The organism is Pantoea sp. Cr_R13, assembly GCF_029222565.1.
Taxonomy (GTDB): domain Bacteria; phylum Pseudomonadota; class Gammaproteobacteria; order Enterobacterales; family Enterobacteriaceae; genus Pantoea; species Pantoea eucalypti.
This window is the reverse complement of record NZ_JARHXL010000019.1, coordinates 367,206-385,136: the sequence shown is the minus strand read 5'-3', so window position 1 is coordinate 385,136 and position 17,931 is coordinate 367,206. Positions and strand designations below refer to the sequence as shown.

Annotated in this window: 18 protein-coding genes; 11 read left to right on the top strand and 7 right to left on the bottom strand. The window is 55.1% G+C overall.

Annotated elements, in window-relative coordinates:
• Window positions 1–16 precede the first annotated feature (16 nt).
• From rnr to P2R09_RS21290, 3 genes are all read left to right on the top strand, one after another.
• Window positions 17–2,506, top strand: coding sequence for a ribonuclease R (gene rnr / locus P2R09_RS21300; RefSeq protein WP_003855326.1), 2,490 nt, complete (start codon window positions 17–19; stop codon window positions 2,504–2,506).
• 68 nt (window positions 2,507–2,574) lie between these two features.
• Window positions 2,575–3,309 carry a 23S rRNA (guanosine(2251)-2'-O)-methyltransferase RlmB gene (gene rlmB, locus P2R09_RS21295; protein ID WP_003855328.1) on the top strand — a complete coding sequence of 245 codons (735 nt, stop codon included), beginning with the start codon at window positions 2,575–2,577 and terminating at the stop codon, window positions 3,307–3,309.
• Between the two features lie 220 nt (window positions 3,310–3,529).
• Window positions 3,530–5,158, top strand: coding sequence for an isovaleryl-CoA dehydrogenase (locus tag P2R09_RS21290; protein WP_275772778.1), 1,629 nt, complete (start codon window positions 3,530–3,532; stop codon window positions 5,156–5,158).
• Here the strand turns inward: P2R09_RS21290 and bsmA are convergent.
• Both bsmA and P2R09_RS21280 read right to left on the bottom strand, forming a co-directional pair.
• Window positions 5,132–5,458 (bottom strand): biofilm peroxide resistance protein BsmA, encoded by a 327-nt coding sequence (gene bsmA / locus P2R09_RS21285; RefSeq protein WP_275772776.1) that lies wholly within the window; start codon window positions 5,456–5,458, stop codon window positions 5,132–5,134. The two genes, P2R09_RS21290 and bsmA, sit on opposite strands and share 27 nt — an antisense overlap.
• A 56-nt stretch (window positions 5,459–5,514) precedes the next feature.
• Complete coding sequence (locus P2R09_RS21280; RefSeq protein ID WP_275772774.1) at window positions 5,515–7,446, bottom strand: methyl-accepting chemotaxis protein; 1,932 nt, start codon at window positions 7,444–7,446, stop codon at window positions 5,515–5,517.
• 159 nt (window positions 7,447–7,605) lie between these two features.
• Here P2R09_RS21280 and yjfP point away from each other — a divergent pair, with 159 nt between their 5' ends.
• Window positions 7,606–8,355, top strand: a complete 750-nt coding sequence (yjfP, locus tag P2R09_RS21275; protein WP_275772773.1) for an esterase — start codon at window positions 7,606–7,608, stop codon at window positions 8,353–8,355.
• A gap of 49 nt (window positions 8,356–8,404) precedes the next feature.
• On the opposite strand, the gene P2R09_RS21270 is transcribed toward yjfP, so the two are convergent.
• Window positions 8,405–8,611, bottom strand: coding sequence for a hypothetical protein (locus P2R09_RS21270; RefSeq protein ID WP_003855333.1), 207 nt, complete (start codon window positions 8,609–8,611; stop codon window positions 8,405–8,407).
• 404 nt (window positions 8,612–9,015) lie between these two features.
• Here P2R09_RS21270 and rpsF point away from each other — a divergent pair, with 404 nt between their 5' ends.
• The 4 genes from rpsF to rplI are packed head-to-tail and all read left to right on the top strand — an operon-like array spanning window position 9,016 to window position 10,456.
• Entirely contained in the window at window positions 9,016–9,411 is a 396-nt protein-coding gene (rpsF, locus tag P2R09_RS21265) for a 30S ribosomal protein S6 (RefSeq protein WP_003855334.1), read from the top strand.
• A 6-nt stretch (window positions 9,412–9,417) separates the two neighbouring features.
• Window positions 9,418–9,735 (top strand): primosomal replication protein N, encoded by a 318-nt coding sequence (priB, locus tag P2R09_RS21260; protein WP_010256154.1) that lies wholly within the window; start codon window positions 9,418–9,420, stop codon window positions 9,733–9,735.
• Between the two features lie 4 nt (window positions 9,736–9,739).
• On the top strand, window positions 9,740–9,967 hold the full coding sequence (gene rpsR / locus P2R09_RS21255; RefSeq protein ID WP_002210155.1) for a 30S ribosomal protein S18: 228 nt from the start codon (window positions 9,740–9,742) through the stop codon (window positions 9,965–9,967).
• 39 nt (window positions 9,968–10,006) lie between these two features.
• Window positions 10,007–10,456 (top strand): 50S ribosomal protein L9, encoded by a 450-nt coding sequence (rplI, locus tag P2R09_RS21250; RefSeq protein ID WP_003855506.1) that lies wholly within the window; start codon window positions 10,007–10,009, stop codon window positions 10,454–10,456.
• Window positions 10,457–10,538: 82 nt separating this feature from the next.
• Here the strand turns inward: rplI and P2R09_RS21245 are convergent, their stop codons facing one another.
• A complete protein-coding gene (locus P2R09_RS21245) occupies window positions 10,539–11,213 on the bottom strand; it encodes a LysM-like peptidoglycan-binding domain-containing protein (RefSeq protein WP_275772614.1) in 675 nt (224 codons plus the stop codon).
• A gap of 220 nt (window positions 11,214–11,433) precedes the next feature.
• Here P2R09_RS21245 and fklB point away from each other — a divergent pair, with 220 nt between their 5' ends.
• Window positions 11,434–12,054, top strand: coding sequence for an FKBP-type peptidyl-prolyl cis-trans isomerase (fklB, locus tag P2R09_RS21240; protein ID WP_003855508.1), 621 nt, complete (start codon window positions 11,434–11,436; stop codon window positions 12,052–12,054).
• 44 nt (window positions 12,055–12,098) lie between these two features.
• Here the strand turns inward: fklB and P2R09_RS21235 are convergent, their stop codons facing one another.
• Window positions 12,099–14,042 (bottom strand): bifunctional 2',3'-cyclic-nucleotide 2'-phosphodiesterase/3'-nucleotidase, encoded by a 1,944-nt coding sequence (locus P2R09_RS21235; protein WP_275772611.1) that lies wholly within the window; start codon window positions 14,040–14,042, stop codon window positions 12,099–12,101.
• 295 nt (window positions 14,043–14,337) lie between these two features.
• Here P2R09_RS21235 and cysQ point away from each other — a divergent pair, with 295 nt between their 5' ends.
• On the top strand, window positions 14,338–15,081 hold the full coding sequence (gene cysQ, locus P2R09_RS21230) for a 3'(2'),5'-bisphosphate nucleotidase CysQ (RefSeq protein WP_275772609.1): 744 nt from the start codon (window positions 14,338–14,340) through the stop codon (window positions 15,079–15,081).
• 56 nt (window positions 15,082–15,137) lie between these two features.
• On the opposite strand, the gene P2R09_RS21225 is transcribed toward cysQ, so the two are convergent.
• Window positions 15,138–15,695 carry a YtfJ family protein gene (locus tag P2R09_RS21225; RefSeq protein ID WP_275772607.1) on the bottom strand — a complete coding sequence of 186 codons (558 nt, stop codon included), beginning with the start codon at window positions 15,693–15,695 and terminating at the stop codon, window positions 15,138–15,140.
• 314 nt (window positions 15,696–16,009) lie between these two features.
• Here P2R09_RS21225 and P2R09_RS21220 point away from each other — a divergent pair, with 314 nt between their 5' ends.
• On the top strand, window positions 16,010–16,216 hold the full coding sequence (locus P2R09_RS21220; RefSeq protein WP_003855513.1) for a DUF1107 domain-containing protein: 207 nt from the start codon (window positions 16,010–16,012) through the stop codon (window positions 16,214–16,216).
• A 178-nt stretch (window positions 16,217–16,394) separates the two neighbouring features.
• On the opposite strand, the gene P2R09_RS21215 is transcribed toward P2R09_RS21220, so the two are convergent.
• Entirely contained in the window at window positions 16,395–17,717 is a 1,323-nt protein-coding gene (locus P2R09_RS21215; RefSeq protein WP_008925787.1) for a hemolysin family protein, read from the bottom strand.
• Window positions 17,718–17,931 lie beyond the last annotated feature (214 nt).

The following is a 17,931-nucleotide window of genomic DNA, read 5'->3' as shown; positions in this document are numbered from 1 at the left end:
CATCGGAGGAACCGCTATGTCAAAAGATCCCTTTCAGGATAGAGAAGCTGAAAAATACGAAAACCCTATTCCGAGCCGTGAATTTATTCTGGCTCTGCTAGAAAAACGTGAAAAACCGGCCAGCCGTGAAGAGCTGGCTGAAGAGATGAATCTGCAGGAAGAAGAGCACCTTGAGGCGCTGCGTCGCCGCCTTCGCGCTATGGAGCGTGATGGTCAGCTGGTGTTCACCCGCCGTCAGTGTTATGCCCTGCCAGAACGTCTTGATCTCCTGCGCGGTAAAGTCATTGGCCATCGTGATGGCTACGGCTTCCTGCGGGCAGAAGGCCAGAAAGATGACCTTTACCTCTCCGCAGAACAGATGAAATTCTGTATGCACGGTGACGTGATCCTGGCGCAGCCGCTGGGTGCCGATCGCAAAGGCCGCCGCGAAGCGCGTGTGGTTCGCGTGCAGGAACCCCGCAACAATCAGATCGTTGGCCGTTACTTTACCGACGCCGGCGCAGGTTTTGTGGTACCGGACGACAGTCGCCTGAGTTTTGATATTCTCATCCCGCCTGAAGAGACGATGAATGCCCGTATGGGTTCCGTGGTGGTGGTTGAGCTGGTCCAGCGTCCGAACCGTCGCAGCAAGGCGATCGGTAAAATCGCTGAGATTCTGGGCGATGACATGGGCACCAGCCTGGCCGTGGATATGGCGCTGCGTACCCATGAAATTCCGCACACCTGGCCGCCAGAAGTGGAAGCGCAGATCAGTAAACTGAAAGAAGAAGTGCCGGAAGAGGCCAAAAAAGGCCGCGTCGATCTGCGTAAACTGCCGCTGGTCACCATCGATGGTGAAGATGCCCGTGACTTTGATGATGCTGTCTACTGTGAGAAGAAGCGCGGTGGCGGATGGCGTCTGTGGGTGGCGATTGCCGACGTGAGTTACTACGTCCGTCCTGGCACGCCACTGGATGACGAAGCGCATCAGCGCGGCACCTCAGTTTACTTCCCGTCGCAGGTTGTCCCTATGCTGCCGGAAGTGCTGTCGAATGGCTTATGTTCGCTTAACCCGCAGGTCGATCGTCTCTGTATGGTGTGTGAGATGACCATTTCGACCAAGGGCAAGCTGACAGGCTTTAAGCACTACGAAGCGGTGATGAATTCCCATGCGCGTCTGACCTATAACAAAGTCTGGAACATCCTGCAGGGCGACAAAGAGCTGCGTCAGCAGTATGCACCGCTGGTCAAAGACCTCGAAGAGCTGAATAACCTCTATCATGCGCTGGAAGCTGCCCGTGAAGAGCGTGGCGGCATCTCGTTTGAAACGGAAGAGGCGAAGTTCATCTTCAACGCCGAGCGCCGTATCGAACGTGTTGAGCGTGCATCACGTAACGACGCCCACAAACTGATTGAAGAGTGCATGATCCTGGCGAACATCGCCTCGGCACGCTTCGTTGAGAAAAATCAGGAACCGGCACTGTTCCGCGATCACGATCGCCCGACCGACGAGAGCATCAAGAGCTTCCGTACCGTGCTTAATGAGCTGGGACTGACGCTGCCTGGCGGCAATAAACCGCAGCCGGTTGATTATGCGGCGCTGCTGAAGCAGGTTGCTGATCGTCCTGATGCGGAAATGCTGCAAACCATGCTGCTGCGTTCGATGAAGCAGGCCGTTTACGATCCGGAAAACCGCGGTCACTTTGGTCTGGCACTTTCGTCGTATGCGCACTTTACTTCGCCGATTCGCCGCTACCCGGATCTGACGCTGCACCGCGCTATCAAGTATCTGCTGGCGAAAGAGCAGGGTGAAGGCAAGGGACTAGTACAACGTGCCATCAAGTACCTGATGCCTAAAGATAAAAATGCCAAAGATCTCACCACGGCAACCGGCGGCTATCACTACGAGATGCCGGAGATGCTACAGCTGGGTCTGCACTGCTCCCTGACCGAGCGCCGTGCGGATGAAGCGACCCGCGACGTCGCGGACTGGCTGAAGTGTGACTTCATGCAGGATCAGGTTGGCAATGTCTTCAACGGCGTCATCTCCAGCGTCACCGGATTTGGCTTCTTTGTCCGCTTAAGCGATCTGTTCATCGACGGTCTGGTGCACGTTTCGACGCTCGACAACGATTACTACCGTTTTGATCCGGTCGGTCAGCGTCTGATTGGTGAATCGGGCGGTCGCACCTATCGTCTGGGTGACACGGTTGAAGTGCGTGTTGAAGCGGTACACATGGACGAGCGTAAAATCGACTTTGCTCTGATCTCCAGCCAGCGTCAGGTACGTGGTGAAGGTAAAACCGCGCGTGACCGGGCAAAACGTGACGATAACGCCCCAACGAAACGCCGTCGCAATGCGAGCAAGAAGTCTAACTTCGAGCCGGATTCTGCGTTCCGGGGTGATAAAGGCAAGCCCGCCGCTGCGGATTCCGCGAATAAAAGTAAAAATGTCTCGGAAAAAACCCGTAAAATCGCCGCCGCCACCCGGGCGAAGCGCGCCAGAAAAAAGGCGCAGCCTGACTGATGCGCGCACCCGCCCTTTCTCCTGAGAAAGGGCGGTCATTTATTCATTTCCAAACACTGAGCAGATCGATGAGCGAAATTATTTTTGGTATCCATGCCGTGCAGGCGTTGCTGGAACGTGACCCACAACGTTTCCAGGAAGTCTTTATCCTCAAAGGCCGCGACGATCGTCGCCTGCAACCCGTGGTCGCCGCGCTGGAAGCTCAGGGGATTGTTATTCAGCTGGCTGAGCGCAAGTGGCTCGACAGCCAGGTTGAAGGCGGTGTGCATCAGGGTATCGTAGCCCGGGTGAAACCGGGCCGTCAGTATCAGGAAGGCGATCTGCCGGATCTTTTGCAGAGCCTGGACAAACCGTTCCTGCTGGTGCTGGATGGTGTCACCGATCCCCATAACCTGGGTGCCTGCCTGCGCAGCGCCGATGCTGCCGGTGTTCACGCGATCATCGTGCCAAAAGATCGTTCGGCTCCCCTGAACGCCACCGCTAAAAAAGTGGCCAGTGGCGCGGCAGAGAATGTGCCGTTGATCCGCGTCACCAACCTGGCGCGTACTCTGCGTCTGCTGCAGGAATATAACATCTGGGTCGTTGGCACCGCAGGTGAAGCGGACCATACCGTCTTCCAGAGCAAAATGACCGGCCCGATGGCGCTGGTGATGGGCGCAGAAGGGGAAGGCATGCGTCGTCTGACCCGTGAGCATTGCGATGAGCTGATCAGCATTCCGATGGCGGGCAGCGTCTCTTCGCTGAATGTCTCGGTCGCCACCGGCGTCTGCCTGTTTGAAGCAGTGCGTCAGCGCAACGCCTGATCCCCAATGTGATCCTCGCCACAAATTAGTTTTTGTACCAGGCATAACTGCGCGTCATTCGTATATACCCAAAGAATTTCGGGTTGCATTGAGGCGGCAAGAGAACGAATCCCGATGAGCTTACATGAGTAAGTGATTCGGGTGAGTGAACGCAGCCAACAAAAATGTAGCCTGAAAGACGACGGGTATACTTACTGAGTGACATCCGCGAGGAGCCGTTATGACCTGGACAACACACACCGTTTTTAATCAGCCTCATCCTCTGAGCAACAGCAATCTGTTTCTTTCTGATACGCCGCTTGGCGAGGCACTGTCACGCGAAGGTGCCGGATGGGATCGGGAATGGCTGGCATCGGTAGGCCGTCAGCTGGGCAGCGCCGAGTCTCTGGAGCTGGGCCGACTCGCCAATGCAGAGCCGCCTGAACTGCTGCGCTACGACGCCCGTGGCGAACGCATGGATGAAGTTCGTTTCCATCCCGCCTGGCATCTGCTGATGCAGGGTGTCTGCGCCAGTCGCCTGCACAACCTGAGCTGGCAGCCCACGGTTCGTGAACAGGCCAGCGTGGCGCGCGCTGCGCGCTTTATACTGCATGCGCAGGTTGAAGCGGGCACGCTCTGCCCGGTGACCATGACACACGCGGCCATTCCCCTGCTACAGACTTATCTGCCGGCCGCCTTTGAAGGCTGGCTCGATCCGCTGCTCAGTGATCGCTACGACACCCATGCACAGCCCGGCGACCAGAAGCGGGGTCTGCTAATCGGAATGGGTATGACGGAAAAGCAGGGCGGCAGCGATCTGCTCACCAGCACCACCCACGCTGAACCGCTGGGCGCGCGTGGCGCAGGTGAAGCCTACCGCCTGACGGGCCATAAATGGTTTTTCTCCGTGCCACAGAGTGATGCGCATCTGGTGCTGGCTCAGACGCCTGCCGGATTAAGCTGTTTCTTCCTGCCGCGGCTATTACCCGATGGGTCACGCAATGCCATCCAGCTGGAGCGGCTAAAAGATAAGCTGGGCAATCGTTCCAATGCCAGCTGTGAAGTGGAGTTTCGCGACGCGACTGGCTGGCTGCTGGGTGAGGAGGGCGAAGGCGTGCGGCTGATCCTGAAGATGGGCGGCATGACGCGTTTCGACTGCGCCCTTGGCAGTCACGGTCAGATGCGCCGCGCTTTCTCGGTAGCCATCTCGCATGCCCATCAGCGTCAGGTAATGGGGAAGAATCTGGTGGAGCAGCCGCTGATGCGTCAGGTTCTGGCTCAGCAGGCATTGCAGCTGGAGGGGCAAACTGCACTGCTGATGCGTCTGGCGCGCGCCTGGTCACAACCGGCAAAACCGCATGAAGTCACCTTTGCCCGCCTGTTTACGCCTGCGGCAAAATATGAGATCTGCAAAGCGGGTGCGCCGTTCGTCGCGGAGTCGATGGAGGTGCTGGGAGGGATCGGCTATTGCGAAGCCAGTGAGCTCCCGCGCCTCTATCGTGACATGCCGGTCAATAGCATCTGGGAAGGATCGGGCAACGTGATGTGTCTTGATGTGCTGCGCGTGCTTGCCCGTCAGGCAGAGGTTACGGCGATGCTAAGTCAGGAATTTGAAGCAGTGAAAGGGAGTAACCGCCATTTTGATACGCGCTGGCGTCAGCTGCGTCTGAGGCTGAGCCACGTTCCTGAAGAGCAGGCGCGTGAGGTTACCCGCACGCTGCTGCTGCTGGCAATGGGTGCACAGCTACTGAAATATGCCGAACCTCCGCTGGCGGATGCATGGTGCCAGCAGTGGCTCGACCAGCGTGGGTCGCGCCCGCTTGAGGCCGCGATGACCGATCGTTTACTGGATCGTGCCTGTGGCAGGTGATGCGCCGTACAGAATCGCACTGGCGTACCAGAAGCCCGGCATGACCGTTTCGCTCACCATCACGATCTGATAGTAAGCGGCTCCGGCCTGATTGGCCTGGGCGGCAACGGCACGCTGGGCATCATCAGGTGAGCCGTGTACGTTAACGGTAATATTGCCCAGCTTCGGCAAACCGCCACTCTGCGCCCGTGAAATCTCCTGTGCCTGTTGAGTTGGCGCAGGCGGGGCTTTTGGCGTGGTGTCAAACGCTGAACAGCCTGCCAGCAGCAGACTGAACACCAGTAAATAAGCAGAACGCATAGCAAAACCCTTTTTCAGGACGAGACAATGAGTGTACGTCATCGTCCTGAAAGACGTCAGGATTTCAGGCTGAATACGCTGACCAGCTGGGTCAGGTGGTGCCCTTTATCACTCAGGTTTTGCGCGCTGTTTTCCGCCTGTGCCACCAGTTCGCTGTTCTGGTGCGTCGCCTGACTGATCTGGTTCATCGCAATATTAACCTGACCGATACCTGCCGCCTGCTCCTGCGCCGCCACGTTGATCTCGCCCATCAGCGCCTGCACCTGCTCAATGTGCGTCACAATGTCGGTCATTGCATCGCGCGTCTGCTCAGAGAGCTGATGGCCCTCTGCCACGTTGCTGATAGAGGTCGCAATCAGTCCGTCGATCTCTTTAGCGGCTTGCGCGGAACGCTGAGCCAGCGCGCGCACCTCGGCGGCCACCACGGCAAAACCCCGGCCCTGTTCGCCAGCACGCGCCGCTTCAACCGCAGCATTCAGCGCCAGGATATTGGTCTGGAAGGCGATCGACTCAATCACATGCGTGATATCCGCAATGCTTTGCGATGAAACCTTAATGGCTGACATGGTATTGACAGAGCGCACCACGGTTTTGCTGCCGTGACTGACGATATTGCTGGCTTCGGCCACCAGTGACATCGCCTGACGCAGGCTTTCGGCGGTGTGTTCAACCGTGGCACCAAACTGCTCCATGCTGGCAGAGGTCTGCTCGACGCTGCTGGCCTGACGCCCGATCTGCTCGCTGATGTTATGGCTGCTGGCCGCGATGGTGTCCGTGCCGTCGCTGATCTCCTGCGCTGCGCCGCGCACCTGGCCGACAATTTTCTCCAGGCCATCGCCAATGCCGTTAATTGCAATGATCAGCTGGCCAACCTCGTCGCGACGATGCGTATCCATATGGACCTGCAGGTTGCCGGCAGCATACTGCTCCGCCAGATGAATCACCTGCTGCAGCGGACGGGTAATGGCCCGACGGCTGTACCAGACAAAGCCCAGCGCAAAGACGATTACCAGAACCAGTCCGGTAATCAGGAACAGGTTACGACTATGCGTAATCGGCGCAAGCAGGCTGTCGCGGTTAACTTCGCCGGTAATCACCCAGTTCCAGTCCGGCAATTGCTCCCAGGCCAGAATCTGCATCTCACCGTTGATCTCCACCTGCTGCATACCCTTCGGCTGCGTCAGCAGCGGTTTCAGCGTTGCATCATCCCAGGCGGGGCGTTTTCCTTGGTCGTGCTGATCGAACAGATACGCTCCCTGCGTTTTACCGGGCGTGCCGTTGAGCACGAAGAAATGACCGCTATCACCCAGCTTGCGCGCCAGGATTTTTTCTCGCATCAGCGCATACTGTTTATCAATACCCACACCGACGAACAGAATGGCAACGACTTTACCACTCTCATCTTTTACCGGCTGATACTGTGTGATATAGCGATGGCCAAACAGCATCGCCAGCCCGCGGTAGACTTCGCCCTGGTGAACACGTTTCCAGGCCGCACCGGTGCGGTCAAGCTGCGTACCGATTGCGCGACTGCCATCCTCTTTTTTCAGCGAGGTTGAAACACGGACAAAATCATCGCCATCGCGCACGAAAATGGTCGCCACGGCGGCGGTGCGCTCGGTGAAATCGTCTACGGCAGTTTGATCGAGATTCAGTGTTTTCAACCCGGCACGCAGCACTGGCGTCGAAAAGGCACCAACCTGCACCCGCGAGCTTTCATCCACGCTAAAGCGCTTAGGCAGGAAGCTGGTAAACAGATCGGTATAGTGAGCCACCTCTTCGGTGAGGGTGGCATTAAACATAGTGGCCATTTCACTGATGCCCTGCACCTGGTTGTGCATGTCATCGATGGCGAGATTTTCCAGCTGGCGCGAGGCGTTGTGGCTTTGAGTTAGTGTCAGTACCAGCAACAGAAGTGCAACGCTGAGAGACGTCAGTACAGACAGCTTAACTCCGAGACTCAGTCCGCTGAGAGAGAGACGCTTCATAAATTACCTTTGATCAAGTTAGGGGAATACACGATCAACGGCAGAGCTGGGGAAAAGTTTAGGGAGAAGTTAGACAGCTAAGCGGAGCGGGTGATTTCGCAAATCAACCCGCAGAACACAGACTTGATCGGCATGACTTGCTGCCTCTCAGGAGAGACCATGATTGAACTCACTACAGAAACACTGGCCGGTATCGAATGCCTGCACGCCACGCCTGCCGGACAACGGCATCAGCCACTGCCAACCGTGCTGTTTTATCACGGCTTTACCTCCTCAAAAGAGGTCTACGCCTATTTCGCCGTGGCGCTGGCACAGGCGGGGTTTCGGGCGGTGATGCCGGATGCGGAGCTGCACGGCGCGCGTTACCACGGTGATGCCAATACACGCCTGGGCCGCTTCTGGGAGATTCTGAAACAGAACATTGATGAGCTGCCATTGCTGGAGGCTGCGCTGCGTAGAGACAATCTGATCGCTGACAGGCGTTTCGCAGTGGCGGGTGCGTCGATGGGTGGCATGACGGCACTGGGCGCGATGGCGCGTTATCCGCAGATCCAGAGCGTCGCCTGTATGATGGGATCGGGCTATTTTATGCAACTGAGCGAATCGCTGTTTCCACCGCTGGTGGTTGATACGCCGGAGCAGAAATCGCAGTTTGCGGCCCGTATGGCTCCCCTGACGGACTATGATCCCTGCAACCATCTGGAGGCACTGGCTAACCGTCCGCTACTGTTGTGGCATGGCGAAGCGGATGAGGTTGTGCCCTGGGCGGAGAGTGTCCGGCTGGAGAGGGCGCTGCGTGACAATGGACTGGCGCAGCATCTGACCTCACTGTCGGAAAAACAGATCGGGCATAAGATCACGCCCTCTGCATTAACGGCGCTGGTCAGCTTTTTTAAACAGCAGCTATAAATAATGAACGGGCGGAGAAGGACTCTGCCGCCCGTAAAGTTACCAGCGCTTACCAGAAAGCAGACGCTTTTTCTGCTGCGCTGGCAGGCGCATTAACCGGGTTTCTTTCCGGCGTATCCAGCCGGTTAACGTAAACATAACCCGATGCCGCTTCGCTGCTGTGACTTCTCATCTGCTGCGCACAGTCAGCATGGCTGGCAAGAGCGGGTGGAGACAGGAAGAGACCCAGTAAAGTGGCGATGACGAACGTTTTCATGCCCGACTCCTCACTTCAGGGAACACACTCTGCGCGACGCCACTAAGCGAACCGTAACGTCTCTAATCAGTTTAGCGACTGAGTAAATTATCGCCAGAACATCCACCTGAACCTCTTTGTCAGCATTTTTGAACCTTCGCAGCCCAACCCGCTGTATTTACGTCATTAGCACAAAAAGCGCCGATATCTGGCACGACGCCTGCGATTTGTTTAAATGTGCGCTTGAGTTCAGGCACCTTCGCCGGTATGATTACGCGTCAATTTTTCAGCCGCATTCTCAGGCTGTGTCCCACAAAGGCTCGTCATAGCGAACCTTTGTGGGACACAGCCTATAACGTTCCTTGCTTCCATGGGCCGCGGTTGACCCCGACAGGAGGCTGAATAATCCGTAAGGAGCAATTTCGATGCGTCATTACGAAATCGTATTTATGGTTCATCCTGACCAGAGCGAACAGGTTCCTGGCATGATCGAGCGTTACACTGGTGCTATCACTGGTGCTGAAGGCACGATTCACCGTCTGGAAGACTGGGGCCGCCGTCAGCTGGCTTACCCGATCAACAAACTGCACAAAGCGCATTACGTTCTGATGAACGTTGAAGCGCCGCAGGAAGCGATCGATGAGCTGGAAACGAACTTCCGCTTCAACGACGCCGTTATCCGTAGCATGGTTATGCGCGTTAAAAACGCGGTAACTGAAGCATCGCCGATGGTTAAAGCGAAAGATGAGCGTCGTGATCGCCGCGAAGATTTTGCTAACGAATCCGCTGATGAGTCAGATGCTGGGGATTCTGAAGAGTAATCCATCGTGACGGTCAATCGACTTCGCCTGTCTGGCACTGTGTGCAAGACACCGGTTCGAAGAGTTAGCCCGTCAGGAATTCCTCACTGTCAGTTTGTGCTTGAGCACCGCTCAGTGCAGGAGGAGGCCGGGTTTCACCGGCAAGCCTGGTGTCGTATGCCTGTTATTATTAGCGGCAGCGCCCATCAGGTGATTACTCAACATATAACGGTCGGCACGCAACTCACACTCGACGGTTTCATTAGTTGCCATCAGGCACGAAATGGCCAGAGCAAAGTGGTGTTCCATGCCGAGCAGATTGAATTGATAGATTCTGGAGACTAGCCTAATGGCACGTTATTTCCGTCGTCGCAAGTTCTGCCGTTTCACCGCGGAAGGCGTTGTTGAGATCGATTACAAAGACATCGCAACGTTGAAAAACTACATTACCGAAAGCGGTAAAATTGTCCCGAGCCGTATCACCGGTACTCGTGCAAAATACCAGCGTCAGTTGGCTCGCTGCATCAAGCGTGCGCGTTACCTGTCTCTGCTGCCGTACACTGATCGTCATCAGTAATCGGCAACTGTCCATTAACGACTTTAAGAGGATAAGGTAATGCAAGTTATTCTGCTTGATAAAGTAGCAAACCTTGGCACCCTGGGTGATCAGGTTAACGTTAAAGCGGGCTATGCTCGTAACTTCCTGGTACCACAGGGCAAAGCTGTTCCTGCTACCAAGAAAAACGTTGAGTTCTTCGAAGCACGCCGTGCTGAACTGGAAGCCAAACTGGCTGACGTTCAGTCTGCAGCAACTGCACGCGCTGAGAAAATCAATGCACTGGGCACTGTAACCATCACGTCTAAAGCGGGCGATGAAGGTAAACTGTTCGGTTCAATCGGTACCCGCGACATCGCTGATGCAGTTACTGCAGCTGGCGTTGAAGTCGCTAAGAGCGAAGTTCGTCTGCCGAACGGCGTTCTGCGCACTACCGGTGAGCATGAAGTAAGCTTCCAGGTTCACAGCGAAGTCTTCGCTAAACTGAACGTGAAAGTTGTTGCTGGTTAATTTTATTAACTGAGCACGACATCAACGCCGGCCTTGTGCCGGCGTTTTTGTTTTTATGCCTTTCAATAGACCGCTTTTGGCGTTACTGCGCGCGTATAAAGCTGCCATCTGGCTGACGCGTAAACAGCACCGGGCCATTTGCGCCATCAACGGTCAGACCGGTTACCACACCCTGCGCATCCTGACGGATTTTCACCTGCTGACCACTTTTCAGTGAGCTGAGCGGCTGGTCACTGCCTTCCACCCGCGCCATCGCAAACACATCATTGACCGGCAGACTGTTGTCACGAAACAGCTGCGCCAGCGTCTGACCAGACGCAATGGTCATATTGCGCCATTCGCCCTGAGAATCAGCTTTTGGCGTCTGCTGAGACGCTGAGGATGTAGGCTGACGGGCACGGTTGTTATCATAAATATCCGCCTGCATCGGCACCTCTTTCTCCGCAGAAGGCGAAGACTGCTCGACCGGATAGCGCAGGGTACTGGTGGGCCAGAGAAACGCCACCAGCATCACCAGCAGTGCCGCCACAATGCCACGACGGTGCGGCGCAGGCAGCGGGTCCATCCAGCGAATATGGTCGGTAAAATGCCAGATACGCTGAAGCCATGTCGGCAGGCGGGATGACGTGTCTGAAGCCATTCGGGTTTCCTCCTCTCCGGCAGTCTGCTGTAGCCTGCGTGCGGCCAGCCAGGTCTGCAGCCGGGATACCATTTGTTTTGCACGCATCCTGCGGCGGCGTGGGGCAATCTGGCCCATGTTTGCTCTCTTATTCAGGTGCTACAGATGAGGTGATCCCCATCAATAGTTATAGTATGGGCAATACCGGCGCGAAGTGCCTGCCAGCATTGATAAATTTGACGTGGCTATTGTTTCTCTTTCATCAGCAAAAGTCATCTGCGACGCAGGGCATTTTACGCCAGCGGCCTGCGCTGCTATGCTGCCGGTTCGAATTTATCCGAGAGTGAAAGGAACGAAGATGACTACCCCTTCTTTCGACAGCGTCGAAGCACAAGCAAGTTACGGTATTGGTTTACAGGTTGGCCAGCAGTTGCTGGAATCTGGTCTGCAGGGTCTGCAACCAGAAGCACTGCTCGCGGGTCTGCGCGACGCGCTGGAAGGGAACTCGCCGGCCGTACCGGTTGATGTGGTTCATCGCGCACTGCGTGAAGTGCACGAACGCGCGGAAGGCGTGCGTCGTGAACGTACCGAAGCTATGGCCGCAGAAGGTCAGGCATTCCTGCAGGAACATGCGCAGCGTGAAGGCGTGAGCAGCACCGAATCAGGCCTGCAGTTCAGCGTGATTACTCAGGGTGAAGGTCCAATCCCATCACGTCAGGATCGTGTACGCGTTCACTACACCGGCAAACTGATCGACGGCACCGTGTTCGACAGCTCAGTTGCCCGTGGCGAACCGGCAGAATTCCCGGTGAGCGGTGTTATCCCTGGCTGGATTGAAGCGCTGACGCTGATGCCGGTTGGCTCCAAATGGGAACTGGTGATCCCACAGAACCTCGCGTATGGCGAGCGCGGTGCGGGTGCCTCTATCCCACCATTCAGCACGCTGCTCTTCGAAGTTGAGCTGCTGGAAATCCTGTAATATAAGACGCTGCAACCACCCCGGTTGCAGCGTTTTCTCCCGCCTTATTTCTGCTGTAAATTCACCTGCCACAGCGCAAAGCCAATCGCATCTGTTCCTTTGGGCTGAAGCGGATATTGCGCATGCTGCTTAATAAATCCGGTCGCCTTATCGCCCGGTGCCGTTTCAAACTGAATATCGAGCGGAGTGGATGAGGTAATCGCTGCCAGACGCCAGTTATTGTCCGCCTTCGGCTGAACTGCGCCATGCGCTTTAGTTTCCGCACTGATATAGGCTGCTACTACCGAACGGTTCTCATCTGGTGAGGCAAAGGCGATGTACTTATCTCCGGTTCCGGCAAACTTGCCGCCATAGGCGCGATAGTTATTGGTCGCCACCAGGAAGAGAGCCTGCGGATCGATGGGTTTACCCTGCCAGGTAAGCTGACGGATGCGTGAGGCGTCAGGATGGATCAACTGACACTCTGCGTCATAACGCGCGGGCTGGGTCACATCAATCTGATAATTGACCCCATCAATCACATCGAAGTTATAGGTGCGGAAATCCCAGTTAATCAGCGACTGCGTTTTGCTGCTGTGCGGATCGATCTGGTTAAACTGGCCTGCTGAGCATTCCAGCCACTCTTTCACCTGCGCACCCGTGACTTTCATCACGACCAGTGTATTGGGATAGAGATAGAGATCGGCCGCATTACGGAAGGTCAGGGCACCTTTCTCCACTTCGACATAGCTGGCAGGATCGTTTTTACGTCCGCCCGCTTTAAACGGCGCGGCAGCAGAGAGCACCGGCAAATGGCCCAGATCCGGATCGCCCTGAATGAAATGCTCCACATAAGCGCGCTGCGCATTATTGACGATCTGCACCGTTGGATCGTCCTGTACCAGCGACAGATAGCTGTACATTACGTCAGCGGACTTGCCGATGGGCTTCGCCACAAACTCCCGCGTGGCGCGGTGATCGTCAGCCAGCACTTTCACCAGTGCCGGATCTTCCGCCGCCAGCGATTTCTTCGCGGTAGTGTCGTAGATGGGTCGCGCCTCTGCTTTGCCGCTGCTCACCTGCCAGCGTCCGCCCTCATTGTTCATCACCAGATCGACCACGCCAAGATGATCGCCCCACATGCCTGGCATCACCGCCGGAATCCCGTTCAGCGTGCCGTTAGCAATGTCTGCGCCTTTGATGCCAGCAAACTCCTTGCTGGGGAAGATGGCATGCGCATGACCAAACAGGATGGCGTTAATACCTTCCACCTGGCTGAGGTAGTAAACCGAGTTTTCTGCCATTGCGTGATACGGCTCGCTGCTCAGGCCGGAGTGAGGGATAGCAATAATCAGATCGGCACCCTGCGCGCGCATCTCAGGCACATAGCGGCGAGCTGTTTCGGTGATGTCATCCACCCGTACCTTGCCCTGCAGATTGGCTTTATCCCACACCATGATCTGCGGCGGCACAAAGCCGATATAGCCAATTTTCAGGGTCTGCGATTTGCCCTCGCGATCAACCACCGTAGTGGATTTGATGAGGTAAGGGGTAAATAGCGGTTTGCCGCTCTTCACATCAATCACGTTGGCGTTCACATAAGGGAAGCGCGCACCCGCCAGCGCTTTTTTCAGGTAGGGCAGACCATAATTGAATTCATGGTTACCGAGGTTGCCGACAGCGTAATCCAGCGTATTGAGCGCCTTGTAGACCGGATGAATTTCACCCTCACGCAGCCCTTTAGCCGCCATGTAGTCGCCCAGTGGGCTGCCCTGAATGATGTCGCCGTTATCAACCAGCAGGCTGTTCTTCACCTCCTGCCGGGCGGCGTGAATCAGCGTGGCGGTTCGCACCAGACCAAATTTCTCGGTTGGCGTATCTTTGTAGTAGTCGAAATCCATCATATTGCTGTGCAGATCGGTGGTTTCCAGTACGCGCAAATCCACCGTCGCGGCCTGGGTGGCGACGGAAACGCTCAGGGCCAGTAACATCATTCCGGGCTTAAACATGCTTGCTCCTGCTGCAAATTAAATTCAGGCTCTCAAAATAATGTAAAAGCATGACAGATAGTCATTTTAAATCGTGATGGGTATAACGTTTTGATGCATCGGCCTGCGGCTCATTCTTATACGATAAAGGCTCACTGGCGCCAGCATGGCGATAAGCACATAACTATGGTATTGATATATCTATAAATTGAATTGCCGCCGGACCAGTGAACAGGCTAGTCAGGCGGAACTGCTAAAATGTCACTATCTGAAGATGGGCTGATCCTGCAGCAGACAGACAAAAACGAGGTGAAAAATGTTAGAGCAAATCTGCCAACTGGCACGCGAAGCTGGCGACGCGATTATGCAGGTCTATAACGGTGCCGCGCCGCTTGACGTTTCTCACAAATCGGACGATTCGCCGGTGACCGCTGCGGATATCGCGGCGCATGAAGTCATCATGAAGGGGCTGAAACAGCTATCGCCTGAGATACCGGTACTTTCAGAAGAAGATCCACCCGCCTGGGAAGTCCGTCAGCACTGGCAACGCTACTGGCTGGTTGATCCGCTGGATGGCACCAAAGAGTTCATCAAGCGTAACGGTGAATTTACCGTCAATATTGCGCTGATTGAAGCGGGCAAGCCGGTGATGGGCGTAGTCTATGCGCCAGTGCTGGGCGTAATGTATTCCGCGGCAGAGGGTAAAGCGTGGAAAGAAGAGGGCGATCATCGCGAACAGATTCATGTCCGTGACGCGCGTCCTCCGCTGGTCGTAGTCAGCCGCTCACATGGTGACGACGACGAGATGAAAGAGTACCTGAAGCAGTTGGGTGAGCATCAGACCGTTGCGACCGGCTCCTCACTGAAATTCTGTCTGGTGGCAGAAGGTAAAGCTCAGCTCTATCCCCGTTTCGGGCCAACCAACATCTGGGATACCGGCGCGGGTCATGCCGTGGCGATGGCCGCGGGTGCGCATGTACATGACTGGCAGGGCAAAACCCTGGACTATGCGCCGCGCGAATCCTTCCTGAATCCCGGCTTCCGCGTTTCGCTCTTTTAAGACGGTCTGAGCATTAACTCCTGGCGAGCGATTCTCTCGCTGCCGGGAGTCCAGCATTACTCTTTCAGCAGTGAGTTGACCAGCGCGATAACTTTTGTCACTTCGTCCTGCGTCAGCGATCCATCCTTCACAAACTTCACGTTGCCCTGCTTATCCAGCACGACGATGGCGGAACCTCCAGGCTGTAACTGCCAGCTGTGCTGCACGTTGCCTTTGCTGTCTACGACAAACTGCGACCAGGGATATTGCTGCTTGTTGGTCTCGACGCTGCTGCGCACAAACATGCCGGTGCCCGGAATCGCATCATCGGTATTCACGATGGTGGTGGTCTGATAGCGATCATGCGGCAGCTTCGCGGCTTTGATCGCTTCTACCAGTGCCGCGTTCATCTCTTTCGCAGATGAGCGACCGGCAATATGCTGGACCACGCGAACTTTTCCGCTGAGCTGCGCGCTATTCCAGTTTTTGTAGCTAAACTTCTCCTGTTGCAATAACAGCTCGCCTTTGTCATTCACGCCTACAGCCGGTACCCGCATATCCAGTCTGAGGTTATGAGCCATCGCGCCTGCCGGTATCAATAGAGATAACGCCACAGCTGCCAGGGTTATACGCATTGCTATTTCCTTAGGTGATCAGACCAGTCAGTCATTTTACTGCAATAGTAAGCAGGGATGATGCGCCTGTCCTGGAAAGGTGTCAGGTTTGTTATGGCCGCCACAATTCCTTAACCAATGAAGGTTTATACTGTGTTGTGTGAGCCTGATAACAGAGTGTTCTGTAATGATGTGTCAATTCAGTAAAAAAATTCACTTTTAGGAACATCAGTCAGTTTTAGTGTTCTATAGTTATCGCGAATTCGCGCTTCATGGGCTGGAACCAAATTTGGAAACGGCGAAGCGTGCTTAAAAATGTACAGGAGTTAAACAGCATGAAGATCTTCCAGCGCTATAATCCGCTACAAATAGCGAAATATGTAAAAACGCTGTTCAAAGGAAGGTTGTATATCAAGGACGTGGGCGCGTTCGAGTTCGATAAAGGGAAAGTATTAATCCCTCGCGTCAAAGACAAACAGCACCTGAGCGTGATGTCAGAAATTAACCGCCAGGTCGTTCGTCTCAAACTTGAGTTCAACTAATAACAAGGGCGCCGATGGCGCCCTTAGTGTATGACCCATCAGGCTATTCCCTTTGCCTGTCCGAACACGGACGGTGCCCACAATCCCCACCTGCTACGTAAACGTTCCGGTTGTTCCGCGCGCTCTGTATCCAGGACTGTTGTGACAATAATAGCCGCCGGGATACGCTCTGAGTCATTTACTCTTCTTCGGTTTTGGTCAGGTTCAGCACGGGTGGTCGTTCATCAATGCGGGTGACCAGCAGCTGATCGATACGGTAGCTATCGATATCTACCACTTCGAACTTATAGCCAGCAAACTTCACAAAATCGGTACGCTTTGGAATCTTACGCAGCATATACATCATAAAGCCGCCGATGGTTTCGTAGTTGCCTGACTGCGGGAAATCATCGATGTCCAGCACGCGCATCACGTCATCAATCGGTGTGCCGCCTTCAACCAGCCATGAATTCTCATCGCGCGCCACGATTTGCTCTTCCATGCCCTGACCGACCAGATCGCCCATCAGTGTGGTCATGACGTCATTCAGCGTAATGATGCCCACGACCAGCGCATATTCGTTCATGATCACCGCGAAATCTTCACCAGCGGTTTTAAAACTTTCCAGCGCTTCTGAGAGCGTCAGCGTGTCCGGCACGATTAGCGCAGAGCGAATCTGCAGGCCGCTGTTCAGCGCCATACTCTGATTGCCGAGTACGCGCAGCAGCAGCTCTTTTGAGTCGACATAGCCAACGATATGATCGATGTCGCCGCTGCAGACCAGAAACTTCGAATGAGGATGCTGGGCGATTTTGGTCTTGAGGCTGGTCTCATCTTCGTGCAGATCAAACCAGACAATATTCTCGCGTGAGGTCATTGAAGAGGGAACGGTACGTGACTCCAGCTCAAACACGTTTTCAATCAGCTCATGCTCCTGCTTGCGCAGAACGCCCGCCAGCGCACCGGCTTCCACTACCGCGTAGATATCGTCGGAGGTGATGTCATCTTTACGCACCATCGGCAGCTTGAAAATGCGGAAGAAGACGTTGGCCAGGCCATTAAACAGAAACACCAGCGGACGCATCACTAACAGGCAGAAACGCATCGGATTGATGATGCGCAGCGCGATGGTTTCCGGTGCAACCATGCCAACCCGCTTTGGCGTTAAGTCGGCAAACAGGATAAACAGGCTGGTAACGATGGTGAATGAACAGATAAAGCTGAGCTGTTCCGCCAGTTCCGGCGAAACAAAGCGGTTAAACAGGCCGCTGAAAACCGGTGAAAATGCCGCGTCGCCGACAATACCGCCCAGGATGGCGACAGCGTTAAGGCCAATCTGCACCACGGTGAAGAACATGCCCGGCGTTTCCTGCATTTTCAGCACACGCTGGGCATTGACGTTGCCTTCGTCGGCCAGAAGTTTCAGTTTGATCTTACGGGCGGCCGCCAGCGAGATCTCAGACAGGGAGAAAAAGGCACTGATTACAATCAGCAATAAAATGACAAGCAAGCTATCTAACATATGAGATCCAAAGGGTTATCCACTTGTCATTTTTGGCCTGGGCAGCGTGGGTAAGCGCAAACAGAGTTGGTTTATCCGTGAAACAGAGCTATCCGTGCCAAAAATGTCTGCGCCAGTTCGACAACGTACATGTCGGGGCAGAAATGAAAACAGGCGGAATGCCTGTGGTGGCAGATTATAGCAGGAGCGCTCATCGGGCCGCCAGAGGGCAATC